The sequence below is a fragment of the Mucilaginibacter puniceus genome (assembly GCF_054783175.1).
In genome coordinates this window covers 113,072-129,586 of record NZ_BAAGRB010000002.1, presented here as the reverse complement: position 1 = coordinate 129,586, position 16,515 = coordinate 113,072, and the positions used below count along the sequence as shown (strand labels likewise).

Below are 16,515 nucleotides of genomic sequence, written 5' to 3'. Positions count from 1 at the left end.
CTTTTTAATAAAAGGTTATAATATTTATTTATGCCAGGTTGCGCCCAGCATTAACAATACCATAAACCGTACGTATAACCAGTTTTCCATAAACCTCTGCTAATTCTCCGTCCGGATTGTCATTTAAGCACTTTAAAGCATAATGTTGTACCAATACCAGTGGTAATACTATGCGCTCGCGTAGGGCAATTGAACGGCGGTCAATAGGCGAATCTTCCATTAAAACCTTTGCCCCGGTAAGTTCCAGCAGCAAAGTTTTAGTGAGTTCAAACTCATTCTTTAATTGCTTCCAAAAAGCGCCAAACTTTTCATCCTGCTCCAAATAAGCGGTCACTCTAAAATCGGACTTAGACATAGACATACCGCAGTTATCCAGCATGGTTTTAAAGAAACCGGAAGTATTGTATAAGTGCTTCACCTCTTCCCAGTTACCCTCATCTTTCATTTTTTCAAGAGCAGTACCCACCCCATAAAATCCCGGAATGTTTTGCTTTAGCTGGCTCCATGAGGTTACAAAACTTATAGCGCGCAAATCCTCTAACTTTAACGGGGCATTTGCATTACGCTTAGTTGGCCGGCTGCTGATGTTAACCTTTGATAACAATTTTAACGGACTATATTTTTCTAAATACTCTACAAATAAAGGATCTTTGCGCATAGCCATAAACAATTCATAACTGGCGCCTGCCATATCGCCTATTAAGGCTTTTTGCTGATTGCTAAGTACATCATTATCATTTGGCTTTAAAGCAGATATGACACCTGCATCTATCAATTGTTCAATATTAAACCTTGCGGTTTCAACCGAACCATACTGTGAACTTACCGTTTGTCCCTGTATGGTGAGTTGTATGTGTTCGTTGGCTATCTCCTTACCCATTGAAGCGTAAAAGCGATGTGTTTTGCCCCCACCACGTGCCGGAGGACCTCCACGACCATCAAAAAATGCCAACTTGATGCCATACTTACGTGCCATAGCAGTTAGTTCGACCTTGGCTTTGTATATAGACCAGTTGGCCATTAAATAACCACCATCCTTAGTACTGTCTGAAAACCCCAACATTATGGTTTGGAAATTTCCACGACGTTTTAAATGAGCCGCATAAAACGGATGGGTATATAAGCGTTCCATTACTTCTGCAGCAACTTTTAAATCGTTAACAGTTTCAAATAAGGGCATAAAATCAACTGTTAAAGTCTCCGTTTCCCAGCCACTCCATAAAAACAGGTCTATCAACTGCAAAATATCTGATGCTTGCTGGCAGTTGCTGATGATATAACGCTGGCATGCTTTTTCGCCATTGGACTGCTGTATTTGTTTCATTAACCTGATGGTGTTCAGCGTATCCCTGGTCATATCATCGGCATTGTCGGGACATTTAAAATCAACCGGGTTAAAGCGGATAGCCTTTAACTTGGCTTGCTCATCTAAATCATCATATCCTGTGGGTATACCAGTTTTAGTTTTACCGGTAGTATATTTAAACACATCGCGCAAAATACGGCTATCCTGCCTTATATCCAGCGTTGCAAAAAAACACCCGAATAAACGTACCTTTTGAATAAGGTCATCCACAATATTTAAAAACAAACTGTCATGGTCTTTCACCAGGGTTTCTCGTATGGCACCCAATAGATCCAGCAATTCGGTTTGTAAATCCTTCGCATTGGTATTTTGCTTATTAAAAGCGTTTTCGTAAAGCAAAGCTTCCAGCGTTTTCATGGCAGTTTCAATCCCACGGAAGGTTATCCTGCGTTTTAATACTCTAAAATCGCGGTAGTAGCATCTAAAAACAATTTGCCTTAACAGGAAGGCTACATCATAGGTAGTTTGGGTATTTACGTTAGGGTTTCCGTCCCTGTCGCCACCTGGCCAAAAACCAAGCTCCAGCATTTGCCGGCTGCGTTTCTCATCAATATCAAATTCTTCAACCAGTTTAGTTTGTATAGCCGAGATGGCGTGATAAAAAGTATTCTCTAAAAACCATATCAGGCTAACCGCCTCATCCACAGGCGTTGGCGAGGTTTTATTAAAGAAAGGAGTTTTGCCCAACTGTTGTAATAAAACATGTATTGTATTAATATCATTTATTTTCAGCGCGGCTATCAGGTCGGTAATAATACCCAAAACCGTACCCGGATAAAATTGGGTTGGGTGCGCCGTTAACACCAACCTAAGAGAGAAATCCTTTAGCTTTTCGCTAATAGTATCCCTCGCATCGTCGCTAAGTGCTGCCTGCTGTAATAATCCCTTTAATGTGCCTGATTGGTCTGACCGGCCTAATTTATTGAATGAAGAGTCTTCTATAGCATCAAACAACACCACTTGTCTTTCTATATATTGAACAAAACGAAACAGGCGATTTAATTGCTCCTGGCGATCAATGCCGGGAACATATTTTTTAAAGAAAGATTCAATTATTTCGGTAGGCGATTGCAGTTGAACAGCTCCTTTTTCGCAATGCGAACTAAAGAATGGCAGCAAAATACCCGTATCTTTAACCTGGTAAAAAGGCAGTGTTTGAAATAAACTATTATACAACTCAAAACGCGTAACAACCTCATTGTTAAATGCGGTTTCTGTTTGGCTGAGTTTTAAAGCTGACGACATAAAGCGAAGTTTAATTTTTTATACTTTTGATACGGCCGCATACACACTAACCGATGTGAATTTAATTATATTTAATCAAAAAGCCTAAACATTAAATAAATTTTAACATTTATACCGTTTTATAGTAATTTTGATAAAATATTGGTCGCACAATATAATTTCAATAATACACATACAAAACAAACGACTAATAGTAATGTTCGCACTTCCATCAACTAAAGAGATAAAAACTTATTTTTTCAGTCAATATTTTTCTGATGGCCTGCGTGTATGCATAGGCGTTTTAGTACCCGCACTGGTAATGATCTATACCGATCATTTTGATTTTGGTATTGCACTTGCCTTAGGTGCCGTATGTATTGTTGTGGTCGATAACCCGGGCCCGGTTATTCATAAACGTAACGCTATGGCAATAGCCAACGTATGTATGTTTATAGTGGCCCTTGCTACCGGTTATTCCAGGCCAGATGTTATTGCCTTAGGTATTGTAATAACTTTTTTCGCGTTTGTATTCTCCATGTTTACGGTTTATGGCAACCGGGCGGCATCTGTTGGTACAGCATCGTTGCTTATCATGATATTTATGATAGCCCGCGAAATGCCGATGTCGCATGTTTTCAGCTACAGCGCTACTATTTTTGCCGGTGGGGTATGGTACATGGTATTTAGCCTTGTATTTTTTGGCATACGCCCCTACCGTGCAGCGCAACAGGCATTAGGTGAAAATATAGCCGACATTGTGAAATTTCTGCGTATAAAAGCTGATTTTTATCTACCGGATACCGACATTGATGAGAATTATCATAAACTGGTATTACAACAAATAAAAGTAAGCCAGCACCAGGATGCCGTGCGAGAATTGCTATTTAAAAGCCGTTTAATGGTGCGCGAATCAACCAACGCCAGCCGCATACTGGTACTTACTTTTATTGATTTGGTAGATATGTTTGAATATATAATGGCCACCCATTATGATTACAACTATCTGCGCGATAAATTTAAGGATACTAATATCCTCCCCGAAATTGCCGGTTTGGTCAACAAAATGGCGGACGAGTTGGATCACATGGGTTTTGCTGTCCTATCAAATACTCGTTATAATCACCTTTATAATTTTGAGAAGGAGCTTGGGCAATTAAAGCTTAAAATTGATGAGGTGGGTAAAAACAGCCAGGAAGCCAGCAACCTTGTACTTAAAAAGATACTCATTAACCTGCGCGACTTAAATAAAGAGATTGATAATATTTACAATTATTACCGTTCCAGTTCGTCAAAAATATTGATCGAGAATAACAATGATGTGGAGTACTCTAAATTTGTAACCCACCAGGATTATGCCCCGCATATATTTTTTGATAACCTTACCAGCAAGTCGGCCGCATTTAAACACGCATTTAGGGTAGCTTTTGTATGCTTAGTTGGCTTTATTGTAGCTAAAAGCTTGCCGCTTGGCCACCACAGCTATTGGATATTACTTACTATCATAGTAATACTTAAACCCGGTTTCAGCTTATCTAAACAACGCAATTATCAACGGTTAATAGGCACTATAGTGGGCGGTGCCATAGGGGTACTTATCCTATTATTTATCAAAAACCATAATGCTCAATTTGCATTTATGGTAGTATTTATGATAGGTGCTTATAGCTTTATTCGCACCAACTACGTAGTAAGTATAACTTTTATGACACCCTATGTGCTTATTATGCTTAAGTTTTTGGGTGTAGGCCAAATGAATATTGTTGAAGAGCGCATTTTAGATACAGTAATAGGCTCAACCATAGCATTTTTAGCCAGTTACCTTATATTCCCGACATGGGAATTTGAGAAAATAAGAAAAACCATGGCTGATGTTATTTATGCTAATATAAACTACCTGTTTAAAATAGCCGAAAGTGTTACCGGCAAAGGCATAGATATCACCGCTTATAAACTCGCACGTAAGGACGTGTTTATTAAATCGGCCAACTTATCCGCAGCTTTTGAGCGAATGACATCTGAACCTAAAAGTAAGCAACGCAACATAACTGATATACATAAGTTTGTGGTACTGAACCATATATTGTCGTCATATATAGCAACAATAGCATCCGAAGTAGCTATTAAAGGCATCCACCAGGCACAACCGGATAGCTTAAAACTGATCAAAAAAAGCTTTGCTTTATTAAATGAAAGCTCTACTAAACTGGGAGGTAAAAAAATAGAGTTTATTAGCGAAAAAACTGATGCCGTAACGGTGGAGGTTGATGCGTCTTCCCTATCAACAGCTGATGTTTTATTAAAGGATCAGTTAGGGTTTATTAATAAAATAAGTAGTGACATTGCCAAGGTTACAGATAATATGGTGGGGAAAGAGGAGGCAATTCAGCATCACTCCACTTTATTACAACAACTCCGTAGCCAAATTAGCTAACTCGCTCCGCTCCCCTTTTTGCAGGGTGATGTGCGCATAAAGCGGGTGTTCTTTAGCCTTATCTATCAGGTAGGATAAGCCGTTACTTTCGGCATCCAGGTATGGGGTGTCTATCTGGTAAATATCACCGGTAAATACAAACTTGCTATCCTCGCCTGCGCGGGATATGATAGTCTTTATTTCGTGTGGAGTTAGATTTTGGGCCTCATCTACAATAAAAAATATCTTGCTCAGCGTACGCCCGCGTATAAAGGCTAACGGCGCTATAGATATTTTTTCATTAGTCACCAGTTCATCCAGTTTACTTTGCATTTTCTCATCATCTGCAAACTGATCTTTAATAAACTTTAAATTATCCCAAATAGGCGCCATATAAGGGTCTATTTTTGATTTGATATCACCCGGCAAAAAGCCAATATCCTTATTGCTTAACGGCACAATTGGGCGCGTTACATATATCTGGCGGTAATGCTTGCGCTGCTCTAATGCACCGGCTAAGGCCAATAAGGTTTTACCCGTACCCGCATTACCCTGTATAGTAACTAATTTTATATCCGGGTTAAGTAAGGCGTGTATGGCAAAAGCCTGCTCTAAGTTTTTTGGATGGATATTTAATACCGGTTGCTCGGTAACTTTCTCTAACTGCCGGGTTTGACTATTGTAAAATCCCGATGTAGTTTTTTTACCTTTTAATATATAAAAGTGGTTATTACTATGTGGTTTAATATCAAATTCGTCAGCAGTTAGGCTGTCTTTTTTAATTAACTGGGAAATAAGGTCATCATTAACCTTAGTTAGAATGGTTTTGCCGGTATATAGTTCATCCAGGTTTTTGATCTTACCCGTTTCGTAATCCTCCGCATGCAGGTTAAGCGATTTAGCTTTAAGGCGCAGGCATATATCTTTTGATACCAGTACGATCTTTTTATCAGGGTATTGCCCTTGCAGGGCTAAAGCGGTATTTAAAATACGGTGGTCGGTTTTATCTGATCCAAACAGTACAGTGGCATCTGCATGATTGGTTTGATCATCAACAATCACTTTAAAATGCCCTTTATCCTTTCCGTTGAGTGGCTGCCATTGGCTAACCAGGTTATTGCGGGAAAGATCGTCCATTAACCGAATAAAGCTGCGTGCCTCAAAATTGCGGGTATCATTACCGCTCTTCATGTTATCCAGTTCTTCCAGTACCTGTATGGGTATGGCTACGTCATGTTCATGAAAATTCTCAAAAGCATTATGGTCATATAGTATAACCGAGGTATCCAATACAAATATTTTCTTCCTGCCATTCGGCTTGCCTTTATCTCCCTTTTCCATAAGGCACTAAATTAAGCATTCTAAAGGATGGCAGAAAATGAATACCTGACAAAAATTCATAAAAAACAAAAACGGGAGCCGCCTCTTTCGATTTGAATCTCCCGTTTTCTACCTCTGCGCAGCCATAGCCACCCAGAAGAACCAAGTTTTGTGTAAAATTAACCGACCTGATTACTCAGTGTTATTAATGCTAACTCCAGTCTCTGCCATAATTGTCTGTGAGTCTTGATTTATCCATGTTGTATGCGGTTCGATCTTGTCCACTATCCTTGCGGATAGTAACACCCCGTTTTCGCTCAACTCCGATATCTATCTTTCTTCAGTAGAAATGATGACGACCATTGTTTTGCTAACGCTGATTGCTTCAAGGTCATTATTTTGTTTGCTATTCTCCGTAAAAAATAGACAAACTCCATAATGCCTTTTTAGTTAACACGCATTTTCAATTCTCTCGAATTTTCTTTTTTGTGTAACTCAGGCTTTCCAGTGATCTTTAGCGCTTCCGAAGATTTGCCCGATTCACTTTCTGTTTTTCCTGTAAGGCTGTCAAAGTACGTCGTTCTTGATGATTTCAATATCGGGACAAAAGCTATTTTTTGCAAATTTATTTTATAGTTTTTATTAACCTGTTATTAACAAAAAAAGCAGAGTTATTAACATATTAAAACTATCCTTTATGGTTCATAATGTAACCTATAAGAAGTGCTCGTCAGTTTATTCACAATCTCCCCTATTCACAATTACCTCAAAATTTAGATTACGATACAAATTAAAAATCTTCCCAAAATCTACTCATTATCAACTTTTTTCTATTAAGTGGCGCATTATTTTACTCACCATCGCCCCTTCTTTAATGCCAATGAGAGAAAAAAATGCACAAAGTCCATCCAAACATTATAGCAATTGGGCGGTTAAATTGAAAACTACCATTATGAAAAAATTATATACTGCCGTTGTTACTGCCAAAGGCGGACGCGATGGCCACATCAAATCTGATGACGGAGTTATTGACCTTGATCTGAAAGCGCCTAAAGCTATGGGCGGCACCGAAGATGGTTATGCCAATCCGGAGTTATTATTTGCAGGTGCCTGGGGAAGTTGTTATTTAGGCGCTTTAGGGTCAGTTGGTAAACGTGATAATGTAGATGTGAGCGAAGCTACGGTTGATGTTCATGTAAGTTTTAACCAGGAGGGCGAAACAACTTACGCTTTATCTGCTGAGCTGCATGTATTTATACCAGATGTTGACAAAGCCGTAGCGCAAAAGTTGGCTGATGCGGCCCATAAAGGTTGCCCATATTCAAAAGCTACCCGCGGTAATATTGATGTAAAAGTTATCGCCGTATAAATAATATATAGACGAAACTTTGCGTATTGGTGATATTATATCACCTCATTAATACTCATCTCTTTTATAGCCTTAACTTCGGGCCTGCCGTTTTTAAAGGCTTTACGTGGGGTTAAACCCAACAATTCAAACATGGCCATATCCTCATCAAACGATGGGTTTGGTGTAGTTAATAGTTTCTCGCCCGCGAAAATAGAGTTAGCTCCTGCCATAAAACATAATGCCTGTTCAACGGTACTCATTTCGGTACGGCCTGCAGATAAACGTACTACAGTTTTTGGCATGATGATACGGGTAGTAGCTATCATACGCACCATATCCCAAACAGAAACTCGTGGCTGCTCGGCTAATGGTGTTCCGGCTACCGGTACTAAAGCGTTGATGGGTACCGATTCGGGGTGCTGTGGTAAATTAGACAGCGTTTTAAGCATTGATATCCTATCCTCTACTGTTTCACCTAAGCCGATGATACCACCACTACAAACGCTTATTTTGGCTTTACGTACGTTATGTAGTGTTTCTAAACGCTCATCATAAGTACGTGTTGTAATAATTCTTTTATAGTCTTCTTCTGATGTATCTAAATTGTGGTTGTAAGCATATAACCCTGCATCGGCTAAACGTTGTGCCTGGCTCTCGGTAAGCATACCTAATGTACAGCAAACCTCCATATCCAGTTCATTAACGGCCTTTACCATATCAATCACCTTATCAAAATCGCGGTTATCACGTACTTCGCGCCATGCGGCACCCATACATAACCTTGAAGCGCCGCCTGCTTTAGCTTTTTGAGCAACAGCCACCACCTCTTCCTTAGGCATAATAGCATGCACATCAACGCCTGTATTATAACGAGCCGCCTGCGGGCAATAAGCACAATCTTCCGGACAACCACCAGTTTTGATAGATATCAACGAGCTGATCTGCACCTCGGCATAATCTTTATTTTCGCGGTGAATAGTTGCAGCCTGGTAAATCAGGTCCAATAATGGGGTATTATATATTTGGGTAATTTCTTCTTTTGTCCAGTTGTATCTTACTTCCGTCATAGCGTTCTGTTTTGAAAGTTCAAATTTATAATAAAACTCGGTTCAATTTATTGTAATAATAGATTTGTTGCCAGCCAAAGCGGTAATAAAAATCCAACACAATCTGTAAATGTTGTTATTATAATGGATGATGCCACCGCAGGATCTATCCCTATTCGTTTCAAAATTAATGGTATGCCTGCACCTGACAAACCAGCTATGATTAAATTACCTGTCATAGCTAAAAAAAGCACCAGTCCTAACATAGGGTTACCATCATACAAAAATGCAAACGCACCTACAATAAGCCCATTTACGGCTCCATTTATTAATCCTACTGATACTTCTTTTAAAACCGTTCTGTAAGCCTGATTATCTGTCAGATCACTTAACGATATACGTCTTACAGTAACCGCTAAAGCCTGTGTAGCAGCATTGCCACCCATCCCACTTACAATAGTCATGTAGGCAATAATAGCAGGTATGGCTACCTGCACATCAGGAAAATGCCTTACTACACCTGCGGCCAAAAACCCGGTAACTAAGTTAATAACCAACCACGGCAAACGGCTTTTTACCGCGTCCTGCCAATTACCGCTTAATTCCTCATCTTCTGATACCCCGGATATTTTTAATATATCCTCGGTACTCTCCTCCTCCATTACATCGATGATATCATCAACGGTAATGCGGCCAAGCAGCTTCATATTATCATCTACAACAGGTATTGCTGTCAAATTATATTGCGAAATCAGTTTGGCAACTTCTTCCTGATCCAAATTAGCCTTAACGTATACAGGATCGGCATTGAGCAGATTCTTTATCTTAACATCGGCATGAGCCTTTATTATATTTTTGATTGAGATTATACCTTTAAGTGTATTAGCATCATCTACTACATAAATGGTATAAAACTCCTCCATTTCTTCCGACTGGCGAATAATTTCGTCCAACGCAGCCTTCTTATCCAGTTTAATGTTTACCTTAATAAGGTCGGAGTTCATCAAACCACCAGCTGTATTTTCGTCGTAACTTAATAACGCACGTATACTTGTAGCATCTTTCTGGTTAATATCCTTTAATATCTCCTGCTGCTCGTGCTCCTCTAACTGCGAAATAATGTCCGTGGCATCATCATAGTCCAGTTCCGCAACTATTTCAGATCTTTTATCAGGATGTAAATTGATAAGCAGTTCGCCCGGACGATGCTCTTCATCCATTTCGGATATTACCTCAGATGCAAAATCTGCAGGAAGAATATTGATGATTCGTTCTTTTGCTTCCTGAGGTAATTTTTCAAATAATATAGCAATCTCTGATGCATGATATTCTTTCAGAACACTTTGCAATTCCGCGTCTTCACCATCCAGCGCTATTTTAATTCGCTGTAGGTCGGTTTTATCTATTTCAAAAGACTGCATATCCGACTAAAATAAGCATTTATAGATGGAAACCGGGAATATTTGTTTGTTAATTAAGCACTATACTCGTACTTAACCACAACACCATCTAACTTATGCAATTTATCCAAAACGGCGTTTACCTGCATTTTTCGTACAGACACCTGCAAGGTACAATTATTATCAAATTGCTGATATATTGTACTTATATTTTCGTCTTTAACTAATCGCATTACATCATTCATTTGCAAATAGTTGAAATTGATAGTATAGATATCATTTACCGTTTTTTCTATTACAGTTGCGTGGTTAATTGCATCTTCTGTAGCTTGCTTGTAGGCGTTAATTAGCCCGGGCACACCCAATAATGTCCCGCCAAAATAGCGTACAACCACTACCAATACATTGGTCAAATCGCGGGACAGAAGTATATTTAATATAGGGCGGCCTGCAGTACCTGAAGGTTCGCCGTCATCATTTAATTTAAAAACTGATCGATCAGGAGTTAAGCGCATGGCCCAGCAATGGTGGTTAGCCTTGGGGTGTTCGTCTTTTAGTTTTGCTATAATTGGCTTTATGTCCGCTTCGGCAGTTATAGGATAAGCAAAAGCTAAAAATTTACTTCCCTTATCCTTAAACAAACCTTCGGAAGGGTGTCTTATGGTTCGGTAAGTATCATCAAAAAGCATTTACTATGTTTGTATTTGCGATAATAATTATAGCCACCAAGGCTAAAAATATTCCTATTTTATTCAATTTGGTTAACCGTTCGTTAAATATAAACAAACCAACCATCATAGCTAAAGTAATGATACCCACATTAAGTGAAGAGAACGCAGCCCTCGGTTGTGTAGCCATCGCATAATGTATTTGCAAATTAAAGGTGATGTACCCAAAAAATGCAAAACCCATTATCCAGCCAATTAATATATGCGGCCATGAAAAGCGTGTTTTTCTACGAGCAATATGTATCCCTAAAAATATCAGCGAAACTATAAATGCCAAAACAAATACAATTAACAGGGATGTGGTATTTGGTATGGCATTTTTTGCTACATGCCTAAACAAAGTGAGGATTATGCCCATGATTATAAAAATAGTAACGAGGTAAATCCAACCACCCGACGATCTTTTGGCAGTACGTTTCCAGGGAATAAAAAAGAATATAGAAGTAATACATAAAGCAATTCCTGCTAATTCAAAATTATTTAATGATCTATTAAATAATAAATAGGCTATTACCAACGGAATAAACAGAGCCAAACGTTCTATAATAGCAGTAAGTACTATTCCGTTAATACGAATAGATGCCGCTATCATTAAAAATAATACCGGCAACAATATGCCTAAACCAACATAGGGATATATGGAAATTAATGAAAAGGTTTGTAAGGTTATCAGCGGCTTATTAATAATTACTAATAATATAATAGCAACTGTAAAATTCCAGGTAATGGCTTGCAAAACATCAATGTGGTACCGTTTGGCCAGCTTAAATAACACCGAAACCATTACACTACAACAAATACATAAAAAAACGTACAGCATTAGCTATTATATAAAATTTTCAAGTCGTCCCTCCCTGATAAATATTCAGTGGCCGTAATGCCTTTAATCTCCGGTGCTTTAAGGCCCTTTTTCAAAATCGCTTCACCTGTAAAAACACGTGCCTCGTCCCATAAACCGGCATCAATAAATTGAGTAAGTGTATTTGCGCCCCCCTCAATTAATACTGATTGTACATCCTGCAAGTATAGTTGGTATAAAATGTATTGCGGTACAAAACGGTCAAAATCCTCTAACGCAATATATTTATTTTTTCCGTTGATATCTGTTATACGTTCATTAAAGATCAATGTTTCAACAGATCCATCAAATACATTTAAAGCAGGGTCTAATTCCAGTTTACGGTCAATAACTACCCGCTTAGGATTTTTTCCCTCGCCGTAGCGTACATTTAGTTGGGGATTATCAATTGCGACTGTATTTTTTCCTACAAGCACCGCATCTTCTTCGCTGCGCCATTGGTGAACTAATTTGCGCGATTCCAAACCTGTTATCCAAAATTGCGTACCATCAGCCGGAGCGAAAAAACCATCAGCTGTTTGTGCCCATTTTAGTATAATATATGGTCGATGTTTTTGCACGCGGGTAAAAAACCTGCGGTTAAGCCATTTACAATCTTCTTCTAACACATCGGTAATTACCTCAATACCGGCATCTTGTAGCTTTTCAATACCCTTACCATCTACCTGGTCAAATGGATCACGGCAGCCAATGACTACTATTGGTATACGATATTTAATGATCAGATCTGCACATGGTGGTGTTTTACCGTAATGAGCACAAGGCTCCAAAGAAACATAAATTGTGGATTGCTTTAATATTTCAGCATGGTCGGCATAAGCTTCAATTACCTGGTTAATGGCATTTACTTCAGCATGTGCCTTACCATATTGTTGATGATATCCCTCGCCTATTATTTTATCCCGAAATACAACAACAGCACCTACCATAGGGTTAGGACTCACATTGCCTATTCCTAAAGCTGCCAGTTCCAAACAGCGGCGCATATATATTTCGTGCTGATGCATACTACAAAAGTAGCTTTTATGTTACTTTGTTACGTGAAAACTATAAATGAAGTATTTCTGGCTTTTAGGCATGAGTTAAAAGATCTGTACAATTATAAGGAAACAGAGACACTTACCTTGTGGGTTGTTAGCGAAATCATGGAATTATCAAAAGCCAATATTAAGGCTTTTCCAGAAAAAGAACTGAGCATAATACAGCAAAAATTATCAATATCCATTTTAACAGAACTAAAAACCGGCAAGCCACTGCAATATATTTTAGGATATACGGAGTTTTATGGGTTAAAGTTTGTGGTAAACCCGGCTGTGCTCATACCACGCCCCGAAACCGAAGAATTGGTGGAATGGATATTGAATAGCGTGGATAAAATTGAAAAACTTTCCATTTTAGATATTGGTACGGGCAGTGGATGCATACCTATCAGCCTTAAAAAAAACTTACCTCATGCTCATGTTAGCGCTATAGATATCTCGCCCGAAGCACTGCAAACTGCTAAAATAAATGCGCAATTAAATGAGGTAGAGGTAGATTTTATAGAAGCCGATATACTGAAAGAAATACAACCTATAAACCACAAACCACAACTCATAGTAAGCAATCCACCTTATGTTACCCCTGCTGATAAGGCCCAAATGCATCTGAATGTGGTTGGTTTTGAGCCACATACCGCGCTTTTTGTACCCCAGGAAGACCCATTATTGTTTTACAATGCCATTGCCAATTTTGCTTTGGCTAATTTAACGACCGGTGGCCTGTTGTTTTTAGAGATAAATGAAAGCTACGGACAAGAAACCGTTGGTTTGTTAAAAAGTAAAGGCTTTAAAAATATCGAACTAAAAAAGGACATGAGTGGCAGGGACCGGATGATAAAAGCAAGTCTATAATCATTCTATTTGCGCCCCTTTAAGTTTATATACACTTTGCTGGATTGAGGCATACCCAAAGTACTGCCGGGAGTAACATCCATATTGGGTTTTAAATAGCCATCAATGAGCGCTTGAATAACATCGGTATTATTCAAATTGGCTACTAGTAATTTATGAAAGCGGATATCCCCTTTTCCATCAACCACCGCTGTAAATGAATAATCAAAATCTTTATAGGCTTTATTGATAACGATGTTATATTCAGGGCGTAGGTAAGAATCTGTGGTACTAAAGCGGTTGTTTTCGTCAGGAATTACCTCTGTTTTGTTTACTTTAATATTGGGGGTTTTGCTTTTAAACACCACCGGATTACGCGCGGCAAATAAGCTATCGGGATTTTTATTAGGATGTGTTACCATATACCGAACATATAGGCTATCGCCACGATCAGGCTGCCGTAACTTTTCAGGCGTGGTTTTTAATACATTTTTGATGTAATCATCCGAGTATAAAGTTGAGAATAAGGTTGATTGTGATACATATATTACATTGCTTTGCACCTTCATTACCTGGAGCACCAAGCTATCCTTAGTCAGTTTTATAGCACGAAACCATGACCGGGCAATATAAAAAATGGAATCATGATCATTAGTGATGCGAAAGTTGGCAAAACTTTTGGTGTTGGTAGCGTATAATCTGGCTGTATCGTCAGACAAAAAAGTAATTTGCCATAAGGGTTCTAATTGATAACCATATTTACTAAATGAACGGCCATTGGCAAGCCTTTGCTTCACTTCGGTATACTTTATACCCCATACCGGTTTAAAGGTTACTTTGTTACGGTAATTATTATTATTCGGTTTAGTTTTACATGAATTGTATATGGCCGAGATAGCAATAAGTAATATGTACAGTGTATATCTTTGTAATTTTGTATTAAGCCGCATTAATATTATATCCGTTTTAAGCCGGGCTCCAAAATTAACATAAAACGCCTTTAAAGGGTAAGCTAAAGGTATTTTTATAGTAATATTTGAGTTATAAATTATGCGGTGAATGTCATACCCTACAAAAGAGCTAATTCATGATAGGTTGAGGCGATAACAAAGACTGAGTAAAATCAATTATATTTGTTCAGCAACTATGAAAGAGTTACAGGATATTGTATCAGCATTTGATAAGGCAATAAAGGATGGTAAACAAACCGCCCTTGCCACTGTGGTACATGTGGAGGGCTCGTCCTATCGTCGTGCAGGCGCACGTATGCTGATAACCGAGGATGGGCAATTGACCGGCGCTATTAGCGGAGGTTGTTTGGAGGGCGATGCCTTGCGCAAAGCGCGATTGGTGATGACGCAAAGCAAATCAATGCTGGTTACTTATGATACTACTGATGATGACGATGCTAAATTTGGCGTAGGCCTGGGTTGTAATGGCATCATCCATATTTTAATTGAACCTATTTTTGCCGATAAAACAAATAACCCAATAGCTTTATTTAAACAGTTTTTGAGTAAAAGGCAGCCGGTTGTGCTTGTTACCATATTTTCTATGGGTGATAAGCAGGCTACCCAGCCCGGTACTTGCTTAATATTAACTGAACAGGAGGAATTACAGGGATTTTTCCCTGATGAAGATATTAAAGATGCTTTACTGGAGGATGCTAAGGATGTGCTTAAAAACGGTAACTCGGTAACCAAAACTTACTTGTATGGCGATAAATTTACTTGCTTTATAGAGTTATTACAGCCAACAGTTTCATTGGTAGTATTTGGCGCCGGTAATGATGCTATACCAATGGTACAATTGGCTGATGTGTTAGGTTGGCATGTTACCTTAATTGATGGCCGGTCCAATTATGCAGTACCAGCACGCTTCCCACTGGCTAAAAAGATCATCATAGCTAAACCAGAGCAAGCTTTGGCGCAAATTAATATTGATAGCCGTACCATATTTGTGCTGATGACGCATAATTATAATTACGATATGGCTATGCTGAAACAGTTGTTGCCACTGGAATTAACCTATGTAGCTTGTTTAGGCCCTAAAAAACGCTTAAATCGCATGCTGGATGAGTTATGCGAAGAAGGTTTAAATATTACGCCACAACAGCTACAAAGCATTTATGGTCCTGCAGGCTTAGATATAGGATCTGAAACTTCAGATGAAATTGCGTTATCCATTATTTCAGAAATGCAGGCAGTTTTGAAGAAACGCAACGGCACACCTTTGCGCGAAAAGGCAGTTATTCATAATCGCGATGCTGACCAGATCATACAACAGCAACGCCCTGCCATAATCATTAAATCCTGCTGATGACAGGGCTCGTTATATTAGCGGCAGGCTCATCAAGCCGGTTAGGAAAACCAAAACAAAACCTGGTTTTTCAAGGCACAACTCTTTTACAACGAACTATTAAAAGTGCTTTAGCTGCTGATTGCCAACACATAGTGGTAGTTTTAGGCGCTAATGATAACGTGATTGAACCAACAATTAAAGATCTACCTATACAAATAATACATAACCTCAATTGGGAAGAAGGCATTTCGTCATCTATAAGTTGCGGACTGGCAGCTTTACTTAAAACTAACCCGCAAATGCAATCAGTTATTTTAATACTTTGCGATCAGCCATTTGCAGATTCATCTATTATCAATCAGCTAATACAAGCATCTGTAAACAAGAAACACCTTGTAGCCAGTAGCTATAACGGCACAATTGGTGTGCCTGCACTTTTTGACAAAACCCATTTTGACGAACTTTTAGCGTTAAAAGGTAATGAAGGTGCTAAAAAGCTATTGTTAAAATATGCCAATGAAGTCCATACTGTACCCTTTCCCTTAGGCATGATAGATATTGATACCATCGGCGATTACGAGCGGTTGGAGATTAGGGATAACTAATCAATCATTTTTCAACAAAAAAGGCAACCCC

The 16,515-nt window shown here is 38.8% G+C and carries 13 protein-coding genes; 5 read left to right on the top strand and 8 right to left on the bottom strand.

Going from position 1 to position 16,515, the window contains the following annotated elements:
* Positions 1-28: 28 nt before the first annotated feature.
* A complete protein-coding gene (locus ACYVJ6_RS07365; protein WP_460693406.1) occupies positions 29-2,611 on the bottom strand; it encodes a phosphoenolpyruvate carboxylase in 2,583 nt (860 codons plus the stop codon).
* Between the two features lie 196 nt (positions 2,612-2,807).
* Between ACYVJ6_RS07365 and ACYVJ6_RS07360 the strand changes: the two genes are divergently transcribed.
* Positions 2,808-5,024: an FUSC family protein gene (locus ACYVJ6_RS07360; RefSeq protein ID WP_460693405.1), complete on the top strand. Its 2,217-nt coding sequence runs from the start codon at positions 2,808-2,810 to the stop codon at positions 5,022-5,024.
* Here the strand turns inward: ACYVJ6_RS07360 and ACYVJ6_RS07355 are convergent.
* A complete protein-coding gene (locus ACYVJ6_RS07355; protein ID WP_460693404.1) occupies positions 4,995-6,344 on the bottom strand; it encodes a PhoH family protein in 1,350 nt (449 codons plus the stop codon). The two genes, ACYVJ6_RS07360 and ACYVJ6_RS07355, sit on opposite strands and share 30 nt — an antisense overlap.
* A gap of 931 nt (positions 6,345-7,275) precedes the next feature.
* On the opposite strand from ACYVJ6_RS07355, the gene ACYVJ6_RS07350 reads away from it, so the two are divergent.
* Entirely contained in the window at positions 7,276-7,692 is a 417-nt protein-coding gene (locus ACYVJ6_RS07350) for an organic hydroperoxide resistance protein (RefSeq protein WP_460693403.1), read from the top strand.
* A gap of 35 nt (positions 7,693-7,727) precedes the next feature.
* Here ACYVJ6_RS07350 and bioB read toward each other — a convergent pair whose 3' ends face one another.
* From bioB to ribD, 5 genes are read right to left on the bottom strand one after another with little or no spacing between them, the layout of a single operon-like run.
* Positions 7,728-8,741, bottom strand: a complete 1,014-nt coding sequence (bioB, locus tag ACYVJ6_RS07345; RefSeq protein WP_460693402.1) for a biotin synthase BioB — start codon at positions 8,739-8,741, stop codon at positions 7,728-7,730.
* Between the two features lie 47 nt (positions 8,742-8,788).
* A complete protein-coding gene (mgtE, locus tag ACYVJ6_RS07340) occupies positions 8,789-10,141 on the bottom strand; it encodes a magnesium transporter (protein ID WP_460693401.1) in 1,353 nt (450 codons plus the stop codon).
* Between the two features lie 53 nt (positions 10,142-10,194).
* On the bottom strand, positions 10,195-10,809 hold the full coding sequence (locus ACYVJ6_RS07335) for an IMPACT family protein (RefSeq protein WP_460693400.1): 615 nt from the start codon (positions 10,807-10,809) through the stop codon (positions 10,195-10,197).
* Positions 10,799-11,668 carry an EamA/RhaT family transporter gene (locus ACYVJ6_RS07330; RefSeq protein ID WP_460693399.1) on the bottom strand — a complete coding sequence of 290 codons (870 nt, stop codon included), beginning with the start codon at positions 11,666-11,668 and terminating at the stop codon, positions 10,799-10,801. Before ACYVJ6_RS07330 ends, ACYVJ6_RS07335 begins: the two co-directional genes overlap by 11 nt.
* Positions 11,668-12,714, bottom strand: a complete 1,047-nt coding sequence (ribD, locus tag ACYVJ6_RS07325; protein ID WP_460693398.1) for a bifunctional diaminohydroxyphosphoribosylaminopyrimidine deaminase/5-amino-6-(5-phosphoribosylamino)uracil reductase RibD — start codon at positions 12,712-12,714, stop codon at positions 11,668-11,670. Before ribD ends, ACYVJ6_RS07330 begins: the two co-directional genes overlap by 1 nt.
* A 33-nt stretch (positions 12,715-12,747) precedes the next feature.
* Here ribD and prmC point away from each other — a divergent pair, with 33 nt between their 5' ends.
* On the top strand, positions 12,748-13,599 hold the full coding sequence (gene prmC / locus ACYVJ6_RS07320; RefSeq protein WP_460693397.1) for a peptide chain release factor N(5)-glutamine methyltransferase: 852 nt from the start codon (positions 12,748-12,750) through the stop codon (positions 13,597-13,599).
* A gap of 5 nt (positions 13,600-13,604) precedes the next feature.
* Here prmC and ACYVJ6_RS07315 read toward each other — a convergent pair whose 3' ends face one another.
* The gene (locus tag ACYVJ6_RS07315) at positions 13,605-14,528 is read right to left on the bottom strand and encodes a hypothetical protein (protein ID WP_460693396.1); all 924 of its coding nucleotides are present in this window, start codon (positions 14,526-14,528) and stop codon (positions 13,605-13,607) included.
* Between the two features lie 196 nt (positions 14,529-14,724).
* On the opposite strand from ACYVJ6_RS07315, the gene ACYVJ6_RS07310 reads away from it, so the two are divergent.
* Together ACYVJ6_RS07310 and ACYVJ6_RS07305 are read left to right on the top strand one after the other, a co-directional pair.
* Positions 14,725-15,897, top strand: coding sequence for an XdhC family protein (locus ACYVJ6_RS07310; protein WP_460693395.1), 1,173 nt, complete (start codon positions 14,725-14,727; stop codon positions 15,895-15,897).
* The gene (locus ACYVJ6_RS07305; protein WP_460693394.1) at positions 15,897-16,484 is read left to right on the top strand and encodes a nucleotidyltransferase family protein; all 588 of its coding nucleotides are present in this window, start codon (positions 15,897-15,899) and stop codon (positions 16,482-16,484) included. Before ACYVJ6_RS07310 ends, ACYVJ6_RS07305 begins: the two co-directional genes overlap by 1 nt.
* Positions 16,485-16,515: the final 31 nt, after the last annotated feature.

What these genes read in the sequence shown, in the direction of transcription:
- bioB (WP_460693402.1), bottom strand. Translation starts at nt 8,741, where the DNA reads ATGACGGAAGTAAGATACAACTGGACAAAAGAAGAAATTACCCAAATA.
- ACYVJ6_RS07360 (WP_460693405.1), top strand. Translation starts at nt 2,808, where the DNA reads ATGTTCGCACTTCCATCAACTAAAGAGATAAAAACTTATTTTTTCAGT.
- ACYVJ6_RS07335 (WP_460693400.1), bottom strand. Translation starts at nt 10,809, where the DNA reads ATGCTTTTTGATGATACTTACCGAACCATAAGACACCCTTCCGAAGGT.
- ACYVJ6_RS07350 (WP_460693403.1), top strand. Translation starts at nt 7,276, where the DNA reads ATGAAAAAATTATATACTGCCGTTGTTACTGCCAAAGGCGGACGCGAT.
- mgtE (WP_460693401.1), bottom strand. Translation starts at nt 10,141, where the DNA reads ATGCAGTCTTTTGAAATAGATAAAACCGACCTACAGCGAATTAAAATA.
- ACYVJ6_RS07315 (WP_460693396.1), bottom strand. Translation starts at nt 14,528, where the DNA reads ATGCGGCTTAATACAAAATTACAAAGATATACACTGTACATATTACTT.
- ACYVJ6_RS07305 (WP_460693394.1), top strand. Translation starts at nt 15,897, where the DNA reads ATGACAGGGCTCGTTATATTAGCGGCAGGCTCATCAAGCCGGTTAGGA.
- ACYVJ6_RS07310 (WP_460693395.1), top strand. Translation starts at nt 14,725, where the DNA reads ATGAAAGAGTTACAGGATATTGTATCAGCATTTGATAAGGCAATAAAG.
- ribD (WP_460693398.1), bottom strand. Translation starts at nt 12,714, where the DNA reads ATGCATCAGCACGAAATATATATGCGCCGCTGTTTGGAACTGGCAGCT.
- ACYVJ6_RS07355 (WP_460693404.1), bottom strand. Translation starts at nt 6,344, where the DNA reads ATGGAAAAGGGAGATAAAGGCAAGCCGAATGGCAGGAAGAAAATATTT.
- ACYVJ6_RS07365 (WP_460693406.1), bottom strand. Translation starts at nt 2,611, where the DNA reads ATGTCGTCAGCTTTAAAACTCAGCCAAACAGAAACCGCATTTAACAAT.
- ACYVJ6_RS07330 (WP_460693399.1), bottom strand. Translation starts at nt 11,668, where the DNA reads ATGCTGTACGTTTTTTTATGTATTTGTTGTAGTGTAATGGTTTCGGTG.